The organism is Huijunlia imazamoxiresistens (assembly GCF_037132455.1).
Classification (GTDB): domain Bacteria; phylum Bacteroidota; class Bacteroidia; order Chitinophagales; family Chitinophagaceae; genus Flavisolibacter; species Flavisolibacter imazamoxiresistens.
Genome location: NZ_JBBBEI010000032.1, coordinates 39,551 through 58,597, shown reverse-complemented (window position 1 = coordinate 58,597; position 19,047 = coordinate 39,551). Strand labels below are relative to the sequence as shown.

Genomic DNA, 19,047 nt, shown 5'->3' with positions numbered 1-19,047 from the left:
CGATTGTCTCCTAAAATTTCAAAGAACTATATTGTAACTTGTTGAAAATCAATTAGATTAAACCGGACACCCGTGAAAAACGTTCATCATTCATCCGTGCGGAAAGGAGAGGCCGGCAGTCCTTCCTTGTTGTATAAATTGGCCCCCGGCGGGTTGTCCGCCCAGGCATAACGCACATGCACAGGGTTCGGCACTTCGTCGTTCCAGACCACCACCGTATTGCCTTCGATCTTCGCCTGTGCCCACACGAACTTTTTATCGGCTCCCGCAAGCGCAAACGCCCCCGGCGCCTCGCTATCGCCCGTCACCAGGCCGCTGCCGGTATGGTCAAAAGAAAGGATGATCTTGTTGCCTTCTACGCGGGAGGATTGGTAAATGGGCCCGGAATACACGACGTCCTTTTCGCCATAGGCAACCTTACGGGCGGCCGTTGCCAGCCGCAATCCCACATCTTTTTTGTTGTCGGGGTGGATGTCGTTCCATTCGCCCAGGTCGATGGCCACTGCCATGCCGGTATTGGGCACGGACAGCGCCTTGAGCTGCGCCTCCCGCATTCGCGCCCAGCTGCTCTCCGAAGGCAGGTAGGTTGCTTCCATGAAGTTGGGCAGCTGCACGTACAGGAAAGGCAGCTCACCCTGGCCCCAAAGCCCGCGCCAGTCGCGGATGAGGGCGGGCAGCTGGCGGGCGTATTCCGCCGGCTTCCCCGCATTGCTTTCGCCCTGGTACCAGAGCATGCCTTTGAGGGTGTAGGGCACCAGGGGCGCCACCATGGCGTTGAACAGGGCCGTGGGCTGGTTCTGGGCGCTGATAGTGGCAGGCCCCCATCCTTGCGGGGCATAGGCTTCGCCCACTTTGTACTGCCAGTCGCCCTTCAGGTCGAGGGTGTCGCCGCCGGCTGCCAGGTAGTAGGGCTTGTCCGGCACGAAGCCGCCCTTGCCCGACTGGTTGATAACGCGCACCGTAATAATATTCTTCCCGGCCCGCAGCAGGCCGGCGGGAACGGCATACCTTCTTTGCGGGTACTGGTAGGTGGTGTTGCCTACCGGTTTGCCGTTGACGTACAGGAAGTCGGCATCGACAATGCGGCCCAGGGCGATCTTAGCCGGCTGGCCGGCTATGGAAGCGGGTACGTTCAGTTCCCGGCGGAACCATACGACACCGTCCAGGTCCCTGATGCCCTGGTCCTCCCAGTAGCCGGGGAGATGGAAAGGTTGCCAGCCTTTGGGCGTATAGGCGGTATCGTACCAGCGGACAGGGCCTGCCAGGCCCTTGTCCTGTTCTTTGCGCCGGTGTGCATTGGCATAGGCGAGGGCGGCCCGGGCGGTGCCCTGCACATAGGCCGTGTCCTTGTTCTTTTGTACGGTCTGCAGCAGCTGGGGAAATTCTTTCAGGCCCTCTTCGCTGGTCCAGGCCTCTATGGGCGTGCCGCCGACACTGGCGTTGATCAAGCCAATGGGTACTTTGTAGCGTTCGTACAGGTCGCGGGCAAAGAAGTAGGCCACGGCGGAAAACTGCCGTATGTCTTCGGGGATAGCCGATTTCCAGGAGCCGGCGGGCAGGTCGGCCTGGGGCTGTCCCATGCTGGTGAGGGTGGGGATCCAGAACTGGCGGATGTTCGGGTTATTGGCCCGGGCAATGTCGTCGGCGTAGCGTTCCTTGTGCAGCTCCAGCTGGTGCACCATATTCGACTGGCCGGCACAGAGCCAGACGTCGCCCACCAGGATGTCGTGCAGTTGTATGCGGTTGCTGGCGCTGATGTCCATGGTGTAGGGGCCGCCGGCTTTGAGGGGTGCCAGCCGCACGGTCCATTTTCCCTGGGAGCTGGTAGTGGTTTTGTAACTTTTGCCGCGGAAGCGGACGGCCACCTTTTCGCCGGGGGCGGCCCAGCCCCAGAGGGTTACGGGGGCGTCGCGCTGCAGCACCATGCTGTCGCGTACCAGGCGGGGCAGCCGTACCTGGCTGTAGGCCGGCTGGCCCAGTAAAAAAAGGCCGAAGGCGGAAAAGAGTGCTCGTGGAAAGGAGAGTTTCTTTTTCATGCGGGGGCAATCGTTTGTGCCCTGCAAATAAAGCGATCAGCGCTGTTTTTCCAAAAAACTTTTGAAATCGGTTACATTTTGAAGTGGGGCCCTAAATAGCTGTGCTGTTAATGAATTCTTATGCTGGGCGCCCCCTGCAGTTGCAGGCCGACGGGATTTTGAAATTTTAATGGAAAAGTTAGTGTAATCGGTTGCATTTCTGAAAATTTATAGGATATTAGCGCAGGAAATCACCTGCCCGCTTCCCCGGAAGCGGCTCTAAAACGCATTGTTCCAGATATGAAAAAAGCACTCCTGTTCTGCTCCGCAGCGGCACTCACCGCTACCCTGGTTACCGGTTGCCAGTCCAATACGTCCGGCCAGCCCGGTGCCGCCGATTCAACCGCCGGTGCCGCCACCGCCGCCAACCGCAGCTTTATCTCCAAGCCCCTGGTCACCGACATGTACACCGCCGACCCCTCGGCCCACGTGTTCAACGGCAAGGTGTACGTGTATCCCTCCCACGATGTGGATTCGGGTATTCCCGATAACGATTTCGGCGACCAGTATGATATGCAGGACTACCATGTACTGTCCATGGACAGCATCGGCGGCCCCGTAACGGATAACGGCGTGGCCCTCAGCCTGAAGGATGTGCCCTGGGCCAAAAAGCAGCTCTGGGCGCCCGATGCCGCTTATAAGAATGGCACCTACTACCTGTACTTCCCCGGTAAGGACGCCAACGGCGTGTTTCATATCGGCGTCGCCACCAGCAAATCGCCCACCGGGCCGTTCAAGGCCGAACCCCAGCCCATAAAAGGCAGCTACAGCATCGACCCGGCCGTGTTCACCGATACCGACGGCAGCTCATACCTGTACTTCGGGGGCATCTGGGGCGGACAGCTGCAGAAATGGCAAAAGGGCGCCTTCGACTCCACCTACGGGCAGGAGCCGGCCGACAACGAACCGGCCCTGGGACCGAGAGTGGCCAAGCTGACCGGCAATATGCTGCAGTTCGACGGCCCTGTGAAGGAAGTAAAGATCCTGGACAAGGACGGCAAGCCGCTGCTGTCGGGCAACCGCGAGAAACGCTTCTTCGAGGCGGCCTGGCTGCATAAGTACAACGGCAAGTACTATTTCTCTTATTCCACCGGCGATACCCACTTTATTGCCTACGCCACCGGTGACAGCCCGTACGGCCCCTTCACTTACCAGGGCGTGCTGCTGAACCCCGTGCTGGGCTGGACCAACCACCACTCCATCGTGGAGCAGAACGGCAAGTGGTACCTCTTTTACCACGATACCGAACTTTCGGGCAAGAACCACCTGCGCAACGTGAAGGTGACGGAACTGAAACACCGCCCCGACGGCACCATCGAAACCATTACCGCCTATAGCGAGAAATAAGCACGCCTCACCCCCGGCCCCTCTCCATGTGGAGAGGGGTGCCCAAACCAGCATCATTGTTTACGGGTAGGGAAAAGAGTGGTTAACTAAAGCAGAAAAGCCTTTTCCAATCGGAAAAGGCTTTTCTGCTTTAAAGAAGTCCTATGGTTCCTGCCAGTAGGAAAAGACTGTGATTTGGGCACCCCTCTCCACATGGAGAGGGGCCGGGGGTGAGGCTGGGTCTATTTGATCTTCACCAGCTGGTTCTTCAGGTGGGCCGGTACGTCCTTGATGTCGATGACCTTAAGGGTGGGGGTGGAAGTAGCCGTCGTGGTGGAAGTGGTGGCGGTGGCGCCGGCATCTTTCTGGAGTACTTCGTTGATGTCGTCGGAATATTTATCGATCCGCCACATGGCGCCGGTGGCCGGGTCGATGATCAGCATGCCCAGCAGGCCGCCGATGAGCAGGTTGCCAAAGTACCAGCCATTGAGCTTGAAGGTCACGGGGATCACCTTTTCGGAATACCCCTTCGCGGAAAGGCGTACCTGGTATTCGGCCCGCGAAAAAAAGCCGGCGCCGGATTTCAGCCGCACGGCAGCAGGACTGGTGCCTTTGTAAATTTCCTTTCCTTTCTTGTCGGTAATGCTTACCTGGGCACCGGAGGGCCGGGTATCGATGGAAACGGGATAAGCGCTTTTGCTGACGATGGAAGCGCAGGAAGGGGCGGTGAGGGCAATGACCAGCGCTGCGGCCGTCAGTTGCAGGAATGCTTTCTTCATGATGGTTGGTTTTGGTTGTTTTTTCGCAGGGTCCGGGCGCAGGTCCGGCTTGCGGGTGCCGTTGTTCCCGGATCTGCATACTGCAATTTAACCCGCCCTGCCGTTTCGGGCAAATGAATTTTGTACTTCCTGGCGCCTGGCCTTAAGTGCGTTAAACGGCCTTTGGCGGGCCTTTAGGTGTTTAGGGGACACTTTTTCCGGGGGGGTGCCTCCGGGGATCTTCCGATTTATGGGCCTTTTTTTCCGGGAACGATTGCGTAAAAAATTTCGCTGCGGTGAAATCAAAAAGAGATGTTAAAGGCTATCTTTAACGTTCATTAACATTCATTGACCGGCTGCCGGCTTCTTTTAAGGAATCAAAAAGGCCCGGTTAAAGAATGCGCAGGCAATTTATAAGAAGCTGAGAAAGAAATCGTGGGGGAGAACGGCCCGTGCAAGAGTGGAATCGATTTCATAGAAGTACTGCCGGCACCCGCACATGGCCCCGGCCGGAACATCCGGCGGGCGTGCACCAACCCTGAATCATAGTAACCAAGGCCCGAAGTGGGTTCACCCGCTTCCGGAGCGCATCGCGCCCCGGGAAAAGGGAAAAGACTGTCGACTCAAGTTTTTTATAAACAAAACCTCAAGAAAGAATGCTAACGATTGCTTCCGGAAGGACATCGTCCTCAAGACGGTGGGCCGCTTCCTTTGCCAAAGTGCCGGGTTATGCGCAGGCCATTTCCCGCACCTTCATGCTTGCTTTGCTGTTAAATGCTGCCTGTACTTCCGTTTCGGCCCAATCGGCCCCCGCCGTCCGCCTCACCGGTAAGGTGGTGCAACCCTCGGGCGAGCCCCTGGTCGGTGCCACCATTTCCGAAAAAGGATCTACCAAAAGCGTAACCACCCAACCCGACGGCACCTTTACCCTCGACGTGTCCCGCAAGGATGCGATGCTGTCGATTTCCTACGTGGGCTATACCGCCCTGGACCGGAAAGCCACCGGCGATGGGGCCCTGACCATCACCCTGCAGCCCGCCACCGGCAGCATGGACGAAGTGGTGGTGATCGGTTATGGTACCTCCAAACGCAAAGACCTGACCGGCTCGGTAGCCTCGGTATCAGGTAAGCAGATCGCCGCCACCCCCGTGGCCAATGCCGCCCAGGCCCTCCAGGGAAAGATGCCCGGCGTGAACGTGACCACCCAGGACGGCCGTCCGGATGCCGGCGTATCCATTCGCGTACGCGGCGGCGGCTCCATCTCCCAGACCAACGACCCCCTCTTTATCGTGGACGGGTTCCCCGTTTCCTCCATCAACGACATTCCGCCCACCCAGATCGAAAGCATCGACGTGCTGAAGGATGCCGCCTCCACCGCCATCTACGGTGCCCGCGGCGCCAACGGCGTGATCATCGTGACCACCAAGAGCGGCAAAAGCGGCAAGCTCACCGTCGCCTACGACAACTACATCCAATACAACAAGCCGACGAAGTACCTCGAAACCATGAACGCCTATGACTACGTCTCCTACAACTGGGCGTATGCCAAGGCTATCAGCGACAGCTATGCCGGCGCCTGGGAACGGCTGTGGGGCATCGGCAGCTATGCCGCCACCTACAACAATGCCGACGGCATCAACCACTATAAAAACGTGGAGGCGAAAAACTACTCCCGCGATGCCTACGGCCCCTCTTATTCGCACAACCACAACCTCACCATCTCCAACGGCAACGCCAAAACCAAGTACCTGCTGGCGCTGAACTATACCGACAACGACGGGATGAAGATCAACTCGTGGTTCAAAAGGGCCAACGTAGCTTTTAAGCTGGACCAGAAGCTGACCGAGAAGCTGAGCCTCTCGCTGGATACCCGTTATACCGACATCCGCAAGATGAGCGACGAAGGCACCACCACCGGCCGCGGCTCTATCCTGTCGTCGGCTTACCTGTTCCGCCCCATCGCCCGCCAGGACGTCCTGGGCGAACTGGACGATACAAAGAATACGCAGCTGGGCCTGTACGATGTGGTGCTGCAGGACCGCTACAACCCCGTAGAGCGCATGAAAGACTACCAGCCCTGGGTGAACCAACAGTCCATGCGCGCCAATACCGCCCTTACCTGGACCATTATCAAGGGCCTTTCCGCCCGCTCCGAACTGGGCCTGAACCGCTACTGGCACCGCAACAAAACCTGGTCGGGCGCTGTCTACAACGACTACCTCGACAACGCGGGCAACAAAACCTTTTCGGGTAACGCCTCTATTTCCAGCGATGCCGGCTGGAGCCTGCGCTGGGTGAACACCCTGAACTACCAGGTAACCGGCCTGGGCGAAGACCATAGCCTGAGCATGACCGCCGGCCAGGAATTGATGAACTCCTATGGCGAAGGCATCAATATGTATGGCAACCGCTACCCCGTATCCTTCGATTCGGAACGTGCCTTTGCCATGATGAACCAGTACCTGACCGGTACCAACCCCATTAACTTCGGCATCGGCTCCAGCGTATCGCCCGCCGTCCGCCTGAATTCCTTATTCGGCCGGCTGAACTATAGCCTGATGGACAAGTACCTGGTTTCCGGTACCTTCCGGGCCGACGCTTCCTCGAAGTTTTCGTCCAACCACCGCAGGGGTTATTTCCCGGCCGGCGCCGTTGCCTGGCGCATGAGCAACGAAGACTTTTTGAAGGACGTGCGCTGGCTGGACAACCTGAAGCTTCGGGCCTCCTACGGCGCCGTGGGCAACGACGCCATCGATGCCACCCAGTGGAAGGCGCAATGGTCGTCCAGCGGCCTCACCCGCTTCTCCACCGGCGAACAGCAGCAGGCCTCCTATGTCCCCGGCAGCATCATGCCCAACCCCGACCTGATCTGGGAAACCACCGTTACCCGCAACCTGGGCCTCGACTTTTCGTTCTTTAAACGCCGCCTCTACGGTACTCTGGACGTGTACCAGAACTCCAGCAAGAACCTGCTGATGAAGGCCAAGATCAGCCCGACCACCGGCTTCGACTACCAGTTCCAAAACGTCAGCAGCACCAGCAATCGCGGCGTCGAGCTGTCGCTGGGATCCGACCTCATCCATACGAAAGACTTCACCCTGACCGCCAACGTCAACGTCAACGTGAACCGCGGCCGCATCGACGAGCTGAGCCCCGGCGTGACCGGCCTGTACAAAACCGGCTGGGGCTCCTCCGGCCAGCAGCCCAATACCGGCGACTATATCCTGGAAGTGGGCAAGCCGGTAGGCCAGGTGCGCGGCTTTGTGTATGACGGCTGGTATACCACTGCCGACTTCACCTATGCCAACGGCGTGTATACCCTCAAAAAGGGCGTGGCCGACATCGGCTCGGGCATCATCGGCACCGTGTACGGCACCACCGCCAACAAACCCGGCGGACAGGTGGCCTACCCCGGCGTGGTGAAGTTCAAGGACCGCAACAACGACGGCGTGATCGACGACAAGGATGCCACCGTCATCGGCGACATGAACCCGAAGCACACCGGCGGCCTCAGCGTGAATGCTACCTACAAGAGCTTCGACCTGGCCCTGAACTTCAACTGGGTGTACGGCAACCAGATTTACAACGCCAACTACCTCGCCGCCTTCTACGGCAGCAAGGAAGACGGCCTGTACCGCAACCGCCTGAACTACCTGTCCACCGCCTATAAGATCTTCGACGTGCAGAACGGCCAGATCCAGAAAGTGCTCGACCCGGCGGCCCTGGACGCCCTGAACGCCGGCGCCACCACCTTCCTGCCTTACCACGAGAACCCCGTAGTGTCGACCATGGGTATCCAGGACGGCTCCTTCCTGCGCCTGAACACCGTGACCCTGGGCTACAACCTGCCCGAAGGCGTGGTGAAGAAAATGCGGATCAACCGCCTGCGCGTCTACGGTGCCATCTACAACGCCCTGACGTTTACCAACTACCCAGGCCTCGATCCGGAAGTGAACACCAACATGAACCAGGGCGGTACCGGCTACCCGACCCCCGGCCTGGACTGGGGCGCTTATCCCCGTGCCCGTTCCTTCACTGCCGGCCTCAACATTGAATTCTAAAACATAACGAACACTCTTCTTGTCATGAAAAATCTCCTCTATATATGTTTGGGCACGGTCCTGCTGACCGGCGCCTCCTGCAAAAAAAGCTTTTTGGACGTGCAGTCGCCTTCGTCCGTGGACCAGGACTTCGTCTTCTCTTCGCCCAGCGAAACCTTCAAGGTGCTGGCCGGCGGTTACGAGATCTGGCGCGGCGGCAACAACGGCCTGTTTTACGACCTGGACGTAGTGGGCTCCGACGCCGAAACCCACCCCGAGGGCTACGACGCCCAGACGCGGCACATCCCCGAGGGCCTGTACGCTTCCGAAATATCCATTAACTACGCCTCCTCGGTGGACGGCTGGGCAAACCTGTACAAGGTGGTGACCCGTGCCAACATTATCATGGACGCCATTGCCCAAAAGGAAGATTATAAAAGTGCCGTGACGGCGGGCAAGCCCAACGACTGGACCCAGCTGTACGGCGAGGCGGCCGTATTCCGCGCCTTTGCGTACCATAACCTGATCCGTTATTTCGGCGACGTGCCCTACTTCTCCAAAGCCTTCGCCACGCCGGCGGAAGCCGACAGCGCCAAGCTGGTGTCGCGGGACCTGATCTACGAAGGTGAGATCGAGAACCTCAAAAAGGTGGAGCCCCTGATGTACCGCCTGGGCGAGGGCAGCATCACCGCCGAACGCTTCTCCCGCACCTTCGCCCAGGCCCTGATTGGTAAGATCGCCCTGTTTGCCGGTGGTTACAGCACCCGCCGCACCGATTTCGATTATGGCAGCGTGCAGTTTACCCAGCTCGGCACCGAAATGTGGAAGTCGAAATACGTGCGCCGCACCGACTACAAAAAATTCTATGAGACCGCTAAGACCTACCTGAAGGCCTGCGTGGACGCTCCCGGCTCGGCTTACCTGATCGTTACCGACGGCCGCGGCGCGGACTACAACAACCCCTTCCAGCGCAACTTCCAGTACAACATGGACCTGCTGGTAAGCCCCGAATCGCTGTTCGAGGTCGGCGAAACCCAGGGCCAGTTCTCCGAGCGCCCCTATGCCTTTGGCCGTCCTTCGGGTGGTGGCGGCTCCAACGCCTATCCCTGTAAGTCGTATGGCCAGAGCCGCATGCACCCCGCTTTTTACTACGGCGATTATGATCCCAAAGACCTGCGCCGCGATGTGACCGTCACCGTTACCTCCAACAGCGGCAACGCCTCGGAAACGATGATCGACTTTGCCCCCGGCTCGCGGGAGAAGGGCGGTCTTTCCAACAACAAATGGGACGAAAGCCGCATGACCAAACCCTGGACCGCCGCCCAGCGTGCCTCGGGCGTGAACTGGACCCAGATGCGGATGGCCGATGTGATCCTGATGCTGGCGGAAGCCTATGCCGAGCTGGGCGACGAGTCTTCGGCCAAGGCGGAGCTGAAAAAGGTAAGGACCCGCGCCTTTGCCGCCGCCGACCAAACCGCCAAGGTAGACGGCTACATCAATCCCCTGTCGGGTGATGCCCTGAAGGAAGCGATCCTGCAGGAACGCAAGCTGGAATTCGCCGGCGAAGGCCTGCGCCGCGACGACCTGATCCGCACCGGCAAGCTGCCGGCCAAGATCAAGGCCCTGCGCGACCTGCAAAAAGCCATGGTGGCCGACCTGCGGTCCAAAGGCTCTTATACCTTTGCTAATGGCAATACCATCCCTGATTCCATTTATGTGAAAAAGGTAAACGTTTCCAGCCTGGGTATGACCAAGATGCTGACCACCCAGTGCAACGTGGCCGAAACCGACGCCACCTACCCGGTGCGCTTCCCCAGCTGGCGCGGCAACTGCGACCAGTGGACCTCTATCGGTACGGCCGCTTCGGGCAACCGCAGCCTGGCCATCAAGGGGCTTTTCCGGCGCATCGACCACCGGAGCCAGGAAGCTGCCGACCTGGTTAAGGACGGTTATGTGAAAACTGCCTGGGGCGCCGCTATCGTGGCCAACGAAGCCCAGTACACCACCAGCATCTTCAAGGGATATTCCGATGCCTATGTAGCTTCCGGCGTGCCGCCGCGCTACCTGCTGCCCCTGTCGGCCGAAACCATTGCCAAATCCAACGGTCGCATTTCCAACGGCTACGGCTTCGCACAGCAGTAAAGCCCCCTCCCGGCCCCTCTCCATGTGGAGAGGGGTGCCCAAATCAGTAGCTTTTCCTGCTGGTTTGAAATATAGGTACATCTTAAACAGAAAAGCCTTTTCCGTTCAGGAAAAGGCTTTTCTGCTTTTATTATGCCCTACTTCCAACCCGTAGGAAAAGACTGTAGATGGGGCACCCCTCTCCACATGGAGAGGGGACGGGGGTGAGGCTCGGGGGTGAGGTAAACTGGTTAAAATATGTTTACTATGCATTAATTGCTGAAAACCGCTTGCCCGCCTGCCCGGCTATTTTTGGTTTATTGAAAAAATTAAAAAAATAAGATATGGGCAACGTGACCTGGAAAGGCGTCTATCCCGCCATCCTTACTCCCTTCAAAAGTGATGATTCCATCGACTTCCCGACCTATAAACTGAACCTGCAGGCGCAGCTGGAAGCCGGCGTGGACGGCATCATCCTGGGCGGCTCGCTGGGCGAAGCCAGCAGCCTGTCGCACAAGGAAAAGAACGACCTGCTGCTGTATACCAAGGAGCTGGTACCCGAACATATTTCGGTGATCATGAACATTGCGGAGCAAACCACCAAAGGCGCCGTACAGGCCGCCAGGGAAGCCGAAAGCTATGGCGCCGACGGCCTCATGCTGCTGCCCCCCATGCGCTACAACGCCGACAGCCGCGAAACCCTCGAATTCTTTAAAGCCGTGGCCGCCAGCACCTCCCTGCCCATCATGATCTACAACAACCCCGTGGATTATAAAATTATGGTCACCCTGGACATGTTCGAGGAGCTGGCCAAAATCCCCAACATCCGGGCCGTGAAGGAATCTACCCGCGACGTGTCGAATGTAACGCGGATGATCAACCGCTTCGGCAACCGCTTCCGCATCCTTTGCGGCGTGGATCCGCTGGCCATGGAAAGCCTGTGCATGGGCGCCGACGGCTGGGTAGCCGGGCTGGTGGATGCCTTTCCCCGCGAAACCGTGGCCATCTACCGCCTCGTAAAGGCCGGCTACCACCAGGAAGCCCTCAAAATTTACCGCTGGTTCCTGCCCGTGCTGGAACTCGATATCCACCCCAAGCTGGTACAGTACATCAAGCTGGCCGCCTCCCTGACCGGCATCGGCACCGAAACGGTGCGGGCGCCCCGCCTGACCATAGAGGGCAAGGAGCGCGAACGCGTGCTGGCCACCGTGGCCGCCGCCCTCGAAAACCGGCCCGCATTACCCGATTACCTCAACCTTCAACCCCTGGAACATGTACAGTGGGCATAATTTAACAGGCGCTGCAGCCGGCACGGAAAGCACCCGCCGGCTGCAGGTCTTCAGTACGGCCACGCAGCAGCTGCTGCCCGAAACCTATCCGGTGGCCACCGCTGAAGAAATAGAAGCCGCCGTGGCGAAGGCTACCGCTGCCTTCGAACCCTACCGGCACACGACCTTCGAGCAGCGGGCGGTTTTCCTGGAAACCATCGCCGAGGAGATCTGGGCCATCGGGGCGGTACTGGTGCAGCGGGCGGCGCTGGAAAGCGGCCTGCCCGAGGCGCGGCTTACCGGCGAGCGGGCCCGCACCATGGGCCAGCTGCGCCTGTTTGCCGACCTGCTGCGCGAAGGCTCCTGGACCGAAGCGGTCATCGATACCGCCCTGCCCGATCGCCAGCCGCTGCCGCGGGCCGACCTGCGCAAAACGCTCCTGCCCCTGGGACCGGTGGCGGTGTTCGGGGCCAGCAACTTCCCGCTGGCCTTTTCCACCGCCGGCGGCGATACGGCTTCGGCCCTGGCAGCCGGCTGCCCGGTGATCGTCAAGGCGCATGAGGCCCACCTGGGCACCAACGAGCTGGTGACCCGGGCCGTGCTGCGCGCTGTCCAAAAGTGCGGCATGCCCGAAGGCGTTTTTGCCTCCCTGGTAGGGGAGGGGGCGGAGCTGGGGCAGGCCCTGGCCAGGCATCCCGGCATCAAAGCCATCGGCTTTACCGGTTCGTTCCGCGCGGGCATGGCCCTCTATAAAACGGCCACCTCGGACCGCAGCGAACCCATTCCCGTTTATGCGGAAATGAGCAGCATCAACCCCGTGTTGCTGCTGCCCCAAAAGCTGGCGGAAGCGGGCGAGCAGGTAGCCCGCCAGCTGGCCGGCTCCATCACCCTGGGCGCGGGCCAGTTCTGCACCAACCCGGGCCTGCTGCTGCTGCCCGAAAGCGCGGCTGCGCAAACCTTCCTGCATACCCTGGCAGGGCTGCTGGAAGCGGCGCCCGAAACCACCATGCTCCATGCCGGCATCTGCAACAGCTACTATACAGGGCGGGAGGAGCTGCAACAGCAACCGGGCGTCACCTCCCTGGTGCCGGGCGGGGATGCCCGGGCCTCCTATAAAGCAACGGCTGCCTTATTGCAGGTGCGGGCCGCGGACTTTATCGCCAACCCCGTGCTGCAGCACGAGGTCTTCGGACCCAGCTCGCTGGTGGTCACCTGCCGCGACCGGTCCGAGCTGCTGCAGGTGCTGCAAGCCCTGGGCGGCCAGCTGACCGGCACCGTCATGGGTACGCCTGCGGACCTGGAGGAATACGCCGGCTGCATCGATGCGCTCACCGGCAAGGTGGGTCGCCTCCTGTTCAACGGGGTGCCTACCGGGGTGGAAGTGTGTCATGCCATGGTGCATGGCGGCCCCTTCCCGGCCACTACCGATGCCCGCAGCACCTCCGTCGGGGCCGAGGCCATCCGGCGGTTCGTGCGCCCGGTTTGTTACCAGGACTGTCCCGAAGCCCTCCTGCCCGATGCCCTGAAGAACAGCAATCCGTTGGGTCTCCTGAGGAAAGTGAATGGACGCTGGACAAGAGAAGCCCTGGGACAGGAGGAATTAGTTAATTCGTTAATTGGTTAATTGGGCCCTGACGGTTGGCGTGTCGCTCCTAAGTACTGCCCCCTAATTAACCAATTAACTAATGAGCCAATTCCTCAGCGCCATTATAATTCAGTGAAAATCATTATTTTGCCACCAACACGATTGTTTCACCGACTATATGAAAACCGAGTATGGCTTCTAAAAAATTCTTCTGCGTGGATGCGCATACCTGTGGCAACCCCGTGCGGCTGGTAGCCGGCGGCGGTCCCCTGCTGAAGGGCGACACCATGATGGAAAAACGGCTGCATTTTCTACAGGAATTCGACTGGATCCGCAAAGGCCTGATGTTCGAGCCCCGCGGCCACGACATGATGAGCGGCAGCATTCTTTATCCCCCGCACGACCCCCAGAATGATGTGGCGGTATTGTTTATCGAAACCAGCGGCTGCCTGCCCATGTGCGGGCACGGCACCATCGGCACCATCACCATCGCCATCGAAGAAGGGCTGGTGACCCCCAAAACCCCCGGCCTGCTGCGCATGGAGGCCCCGGCGGGACTGGTGCTGATCGAATACAAACAGGAAGGCAAAAAGGTAAAATCCGTAAAGCTCACCAACGTCAAATCCTTCCTGGCAGCCGAAGGCCTGGAGGTGGACTGCCCCGGGCTCGGCACCATCAAAGTGGACGTGGCCTATGGCGGCAACTTTTACGCGATTGTGGACCCGCAGGAGGCCTTTCCCGGCATGGAGCATTTTACCGCCGACCAGCTGATCTCGTGGAGCCGCGTTTGCCGCAAGCGCCTGAACGAAAAATACAGCTTTGTACATCCCGAGAACGAACATATCAACGGCCTGAGCCACATGCTGTGGACCGGCGCTACGATCAACGAAGGCGCCCATGCCCGCAACGCGGTGTTCTACGGCGACAAGGCCATCGACCGCTCGCCCTGCGGCACCGGCACCTCGGCCCGCATGGCCCAGTGGTATGCCAAAGGCAAGCTGAAAAAGGGCGACCAATTTGTGCACGAAAGCATCATCGGCTCGCAGTTCATCGGGCGCATCGAGGAGGAGACCACTGTCGGCGGCAAACCCGCTATCGTTCCGAGCATTGAAGGATGGGCGATGATCACCGGTTACAATACCATCATCATCGACGACGACGATCCCTACGCACACGGATTCCAGGTACTTTAACCAAACCCCAAGGCCCTCTATGAAAGCAATCGTTATCGGTGGCGGCATCATTGGACTGAGTACCGCCTACTACCTGCAGCAAAGCGGCTGGGAAGTGACGGTCTTCGACCGCAACGACCTGTCCGACAGCTGTTCCTACGGCAACCTGGGTATGATCGTGCCCAGCCATTTTGTGCCCCTGGCAGCCCCCGGCATGGTGGCCCAGGGCATCCGCTGGATGTTCGACAGCAAAAGCCCCTTTTACGTACGCCCTTCCCTGAACCCCGAACTGCTGTCGTGGGGATGGAAGTTCATGCGCAGCGCCACCCCCCGCCACGTGGAAGGGTCGGCGGCGCCCCTGCTGGCACTCAACCTCTATAGCAAAAGCCTGTACGAGGAGTGGCAGCAGGAGGCGGGCTTCGACTTCGCCCTGGAAAAAAAGGGCATCCTGATGTATTACAAAACGCCCAAGGTAGCCGAGGAGGAAGCCCACCTGGCGCACAAGGCCCGGGGCATGGGACTGGACGTGGCCGTGCTGGACCGCCAGCAGGTGCAGCAGCTGGAGCCCGACACGGAGCTCGATATCCTGGGCGCCGTGCACTACCGCTGCGATGCCCACCTGCATCCCAACCAGCTGATTCCGCAGCTGATGCGCTACCTGAGGGCCGCCGGCGTGAAGATCATCGGGAACAGCCCCGTAAAAGCCCTGGAGATGGGCAGGGGTGAAATCAAAAAAGTGGTGACCCCGCACTGGTCGTACGAGGCCGACCTGGTGGTGATGGCCGGCGGCTCGTGGCTGCCGCAGCTGGCGAAAATGGCGAAGCTGGGCATCCCCCTGATGCCGGGCAAAGGCTATTCGTTTACCTACAGCCGTCCGTTGCAGAAACTGAATATCCCGGCCATCCTCTGCGAAGCCCGGGTGGCCATCACGCCCATGAACGGGCAGATGCGCTACGGCGGTACCATGGAGATCGGGCCGGTAAACGACCGGGTCAACCCCCGCCGCGTGCAGGGCATCCTCGAGTCGGTACCTAAATACTTCCCCTCCATGCGCCTGGAGCGGCCGCAGGAAAAGGATGTCTGGTACGGCTTCCGTCCCTGTTCGCCGGACGGCCTGCCCTACCTGGGCATGTCGCGGAAGATCAACAACCTGGTGATCGCCGGCGGCCACTCCATGATGGGCATGAGCCTCGGTCCCGCCACGGGCAAGGTGGTGGCCTCCCTGGCCAACGGCCAGCGCCCCGCGGTAGACATCTCCCGCTTCGACCCCGAACGCTTTTCCTAGGGCGGGGCATTCTGCCCTTTAATATTTTTAATTCCGGTAAAACAATACTATGACCAAGCGGAATCATCCAAAACTATTCACGCTGCTTTGCGGTGCCGTCTTCGGCCTCGCGGCCAGGGCGCAGGCACCGGCCGGCGACTACGTGCCCTGCCAGGAGGTGCCCCAGCTGATACAGCATTACAATGCCGACTACCGCGCCCTGGTGCGCTTTTATTCGCCTGCCAGCAACAGCTTCCGTGGCGGCGGCGGGCAGGAGGGCGGCTCGCCCGAAAAAAGGGAGCGCCTAGACCAGCTGCACCAGGATTACCTCAAAAAGCTGGACGCCATCCGTTTTTCCTCCCTGTCGCAGGAATGCAAGGCCGACTACATCCTGTTCCGCCGCGACGTAAAAGAAAAGCTGCGGCAATCGGCGGAGGACGCCAAAGAATACGATAAGATAAAATCCTGGATGCCCTTTGCCCCCTCCATCTACGCGCTGGAAAAAGGCCGCCGGCGCGGCGCCCAGCCCGAAGCCGAGAAAGTGGCGCGGGAATGGTTTGCCGCCGTCAAAGAGATCGGCGCCCTTTCGGCCAAACTGAAAGAGGAAAAGAACCTCGGGCTGCCGTCCATCTACGCGGCCGGCGACGCCCTGGCCAGTATCAAAAAGTCACTGGGAAGCGTATACGAATTCTACAACGGCTACGACCCGATGTTCACCTGGTGGGTTCCCCAGTCGTACAGGCAGCTCGATAGCGCCCTGACGGCCTATGCCGGCCTGTTCAAAGGCAAGATCAAAGGCATCAGTCCCGCCGACAAAAGCGGCATCGTGGGCCAGCCGGTGGGCCGCGAGGAGCTGGTACGCCAGCTGCAGTACGAGATGATTCCTTACAGCCCCGAGGAACTCATCGAAGAGGCCAACCGGGAGTTTGCCTGGTGCGATGCCGAAATGCTCAAAGCTTCCAAAGAAATGGGTTTTGGCAACGACTGGAAGGCGGCCCTGGAAAAGGTCAAAAATACCTATGTGCCCGCCGGCAAGCAGCCCGAAGCCATATTGAAGCTGTATAACGAATCGGTGGGCTTTTTAAAAAAGCACGACCTCATTACCATTCCGCCGCTGGCCGAGGAAACCTGGGGCATGATCATGATGACGCCCGAGCGCCAGCTGGTGAATCCGTTCTTTACCGGCGGCAACGAGATCAGCATCTCGTATCCCACCAACACCATGAGCGAGGAAGACCGGCTTATGAGCATGCGGGGCAACAACCCCCACTTCTCCCGTGCCACGGTGCACCACGAGCTGATCGCCGGCCACAACCTGCAGGCCTTCATGAACAGCCGCTACCGCACTTACCGCAACTTCGGCACACCCTTCTGGACCGAAGGCTGGGCCCTGTACTGGGAGCTGCTGCTGTGGGACATGAAGTTTCCCCAGGGACCCGAGGACCGCATCGGCATGCTGTTCTGGCACATGCACCGCTGCGCCCGCATCATCTTTTCGCTCAACTACCATATGGGCAAGTGGACGCCGCAGCAATGCATCGACTTCCTGGTAGACCGTGTCGGCCACGAGCGCGCCAATGCGGAAGGAGAGGTGCGCCGTTCGTTCGAGGGCCGCTACCCGCCCCTCTACCAACTGGCCTACCTCACCGGCGGCCGCCAGTTCTATGCCCTCAAAAAGGAGCTGGTCGACAGCGGCAAGATGACCTACAAGCAATACCACGACGCCGTCATGCGCCTCAACGCCATGCCGGTGGAAATGATCCGGGCCATCCTCACTAACCAGCCCCTGCAGGAGGAGCACAAAACGGCCTGGAAATTTTACAAGCAGGAACAGCTCGCAAAAAATTAAGGGCCATTAGCCCCATTGCTTTTTTTCATTCATTGTTTTTTTCATTCGTTGGGTTTTATGGTAAAGGATTGGTCCCCCGGGATCAATCCTTTTTTTGGCCCTTTAATTCTCCTATCTTTCATCCATCGCTTGCCCCCTATGTTTCACACCAACAGACGCATCTTCTTTGCCGGTTTTCTTTTATTCGGCCTCATCCTCCTGTTTTCGCAGTGCATGCAGAAAAAGAGGGCCGGTACCGACCCCCGGGGCTCTGCCTTTGCGGGCGCCGCCGCCTGCGCCCGCTGCCATAAGGATATTCATACTTCTTATTTAGATGCCGCCCACAACAAGACCTCCGCCATCGCTTCGAAGAGCGCCATCGGCGGCAGTTTTGCCGCCCCGCACAATGAATATGTTTACCGGCCCGGCGTAAAGGTGGCGATGGAGGAACGCGACAGCGCCCTGTACCAGGTGGCCTACAGCCAGGGGCAGGAACAGCAGGCCAGCCGCTTCGATATCGTCGTGGGCTCGGGACGCAAGGCCCAGACCTTTTTGTACTGGTACGACGACAAGGTGTTCCAACTCCCGGTCTCTTATTTCGTGCCGGCGCACAGCTGGGCCAACAGTCCCAATTACCCGCCCCGCCAGGTGCGGTTCGACCGCAACATTCCCATCGGCTGCTTCGAGTGCCACAGCTCCTATATCAAGCGGACCACAATGGAGCCGGCCGGTGAATTTTATATCGATCATTTCGACCGGCAGAAAATCGTATACGGCATCGACTGCGAGCGCTGCCACGGGCCCGCGGCCCGGCACGTGGATTACCATGAGGAGCATCCGCAGGAAAAGCAGGCGAAGTTCATCAAAACCTATGCTTCCTTATCGAGGCAGATGAAGCTCGATGGGTGCGCTGTCTGCCATTCGGGCCTGCAGGCCACCCGCCGGTCCACCTTCGCCTTCCGCCCCGGTGACACGCTGGCCAACCGGTTTTTCCCGCCGGCCGCCCCGGTGAATGTGGCCGATATAGACGTGCACGGCAACCAGTACCAGCTGCTGACGGCCAGTCAATGTTTTATAAAAAGTAAAACGATGGATTGCGCCACCTGCCACGATCCGCACGTAAAGGAGCGGGACAACCTGGCTGCTTTTTCGCAGCGCTGCATGACCTGCCACAGCGAGGCGGCGCACAACTTCTGCAAGATGGCACCCGCCCTGGGTGCTTCCATTACCCAAAACTGCATCGACTGCCATATGCCGGCCCGGCCCTCCAAATTAATTACACTCCTCTCCAACGGGCAGGCCAGTCCCACGCCCAACAAAGTGCGCACGCATTATATTTCGGTTTACCCGGAGACCTCACCCCGTAGCCACTAGTCAGGTGCAAGGAATTGTAAATATTCATTTCCTGTTCAGTCTGGCGTAAAACCTCTCCCCCGGTTTCGCCAAGGCGAAACCGGGGGAGAGGTTTTACGTCAGGCCTTGTACGTAGCCACATATTTAGCCTTAAATAAGTGTTTCTTCTAAGCGATTCTGCGCCAGTAAAATAGAAGACCCGGAAGGGTTAAAATCCGGGAAGACTTTGATAAAATGCTTATCACCGCAGGAATGCC

The 19,047-nt window shown here is 59.3% G+C and carries 11 protein-coding genes; 9 read left to right on the top strand and 2 right to left on the bottom strand.

The genetic code is table 11. From position 1 onward, the window contains the following. Positions 1-86 precede the first annotated feature (86 nt). Positions 87-2,036 carry a sialate O-acetylesterase gene (locus V9K67_RS23875; RefSeq protein ID WP_336727053.1) on the bottom strand — a complete coding sequence of 650 codons (1,950 nt, stop codon included), beginning with the start codon at positions 2,034-2,036 and terminating at the stop codon, positions 87-89. A gap of 279 nt (positions 2,037-2,315) precedes the next feature. Between V9K67_RS23875 and V9K67_RS23870 the strand changes: the two genes are divergently transcribed. After that, positions 2,316-3,422, top strand: coding sequence for a glycoside hydrolase family 43 protein (locus V9K67_RS23870; protein WP_336727051.1), 1,107 nt, complete (start codon positions 2,316-2,318; stop codon positions 3,420-3,422). 221 nt (positions 3,423-3,643) lie between these two features. On the opposite strand, the gene V9K67_RS23865 is transcribed toward V9K67_RS23870, so the two are convergent. Next, positions 3,644-4,180: a peptidase associated/transthyretin-like domain-containing protein gene (locus tag V9K67_RS23865; protein WP_336727049.1), complete on the bottom strand. Its 537-nt coding sequence runs from the start codon at positions 4,178-4,180 to the stop codon at positions 3,644-3,646. A gap of 635 nt (positions 4,181-4,815) precedes the next feature. Here V9K67_RS23865 and V9K67_RS23860 point away from each other — a divergent pair. The 8 genes from V9K67_RS23860 to V9K67_RS23825 all read left to right on the top strand — a co-directional run bounded on the left by V9K67_RS23860 (position 4,816) and on the right by V9K67_RS23825 (position 18,811). Continuing rightward, a complete protein-coding gene (locus V9K67_RS23860; RefSeq protein ID WP_336727047.1) occupies positions 4,816-8,220 on the top strand; it encodes a SusC/RagA family TonB-linked outer membrane protein in 3,405 nt (1,134 codons plus the stop codon). A 24-nt stretch (positions 8,221-8,244) separates the two neighbouring features. Beyond that, on the top strand, positions 8,245-10,341 hold the full coding sequence (locus V9K67_RS23855) for a RagB/SusD family nutrient uptake outer membrane protein (RefSeq protein ID WP_336727044.1): 2,097 nt from the start codon (positions 8,245-8,247) through the stop codon (positions 10,339-10,341). Positions 10,342-10,664: 323 nt separating this feature from the next. After that, a complete protein-coding gene (locus tag V9K67_RS23850; protein WP_336727041.1) occupies positions 10,665-11,609 on the top strand; it encodes a dihydrodipicolinate synthase family protein in 945 nt (314 codons plus the stop codon). Beyond that, positions 11,593-13,212 carry an aldehyde dehydrogenase (NADP(+)) gene (locus V9K67_RS23845; RefSeq protein WP_336727039.1) on the top strand — a complete coding sequence of 540 codons (1,620 nt, stop codon included), beginning with the start codon at positions 11,593-11,595 and terminating at the stop codon, positions 13,210-13,212. The genes V9K67_RS23850 and V9K67_RS23845 overlap by 17 nt, the downstream gene beginning before the upstream one ends. 152 nt (positions 13,213-13,364) lie before the next feature. Beyond that, positions 13,365-14,366, top strand: a complete 1,002-nt coding sequence (locus tag V9K67_RS23840; RefSeq protein WP_336727037.1) for a 4-hydroxyproline epimerase — start codon at positions 13,365-13,367, stop codon at positions 14,364-14,366. Between the two features lie 19 nt (positions 14,367-14,385). Further along, positions 14,386-15,630, top strand: a complete 1,245-nt coding sequence (locus tag V9K67_RS23835) for an NAD(P)/FAD-dependent oxidoreductase (RefSeq protein WP_336727034.1) — start codon at positions 14,386-14,388, stop codon at positions 15,628-15,630. A gap of 49 nt (positions 15,631-15,679) precedes the next feature. Then, the gene (locus tag V9K67_RS23830) at positions 15,680-17,458 is read left to right on the top strand and encodes a DUF885 family protein (RefSeq protein ID WP_336727033.1); all 1,779 of its coding nucleotides are present in this window, start codon (positions 15,680-15,682) and stop codon (positions 17,456-17,458) included. A 138-nt stretch (positions 17,459-17,596) separates the two neighbouring features. Continuing rightward, the gene (locus V9K67_RS23825) at positions 17,597-18,811 is read left to right on the top strand and encodes a cytochrome c3 family protein (protein WP_336727030.1); all 1,215 of its coding nucleotides are present in this window, start codon (positions 17,597-17,599) and stop codon (positions 18,809-18,811) included. Positions 18,812-19,047 lie beyond the last annotated feature (236 nt).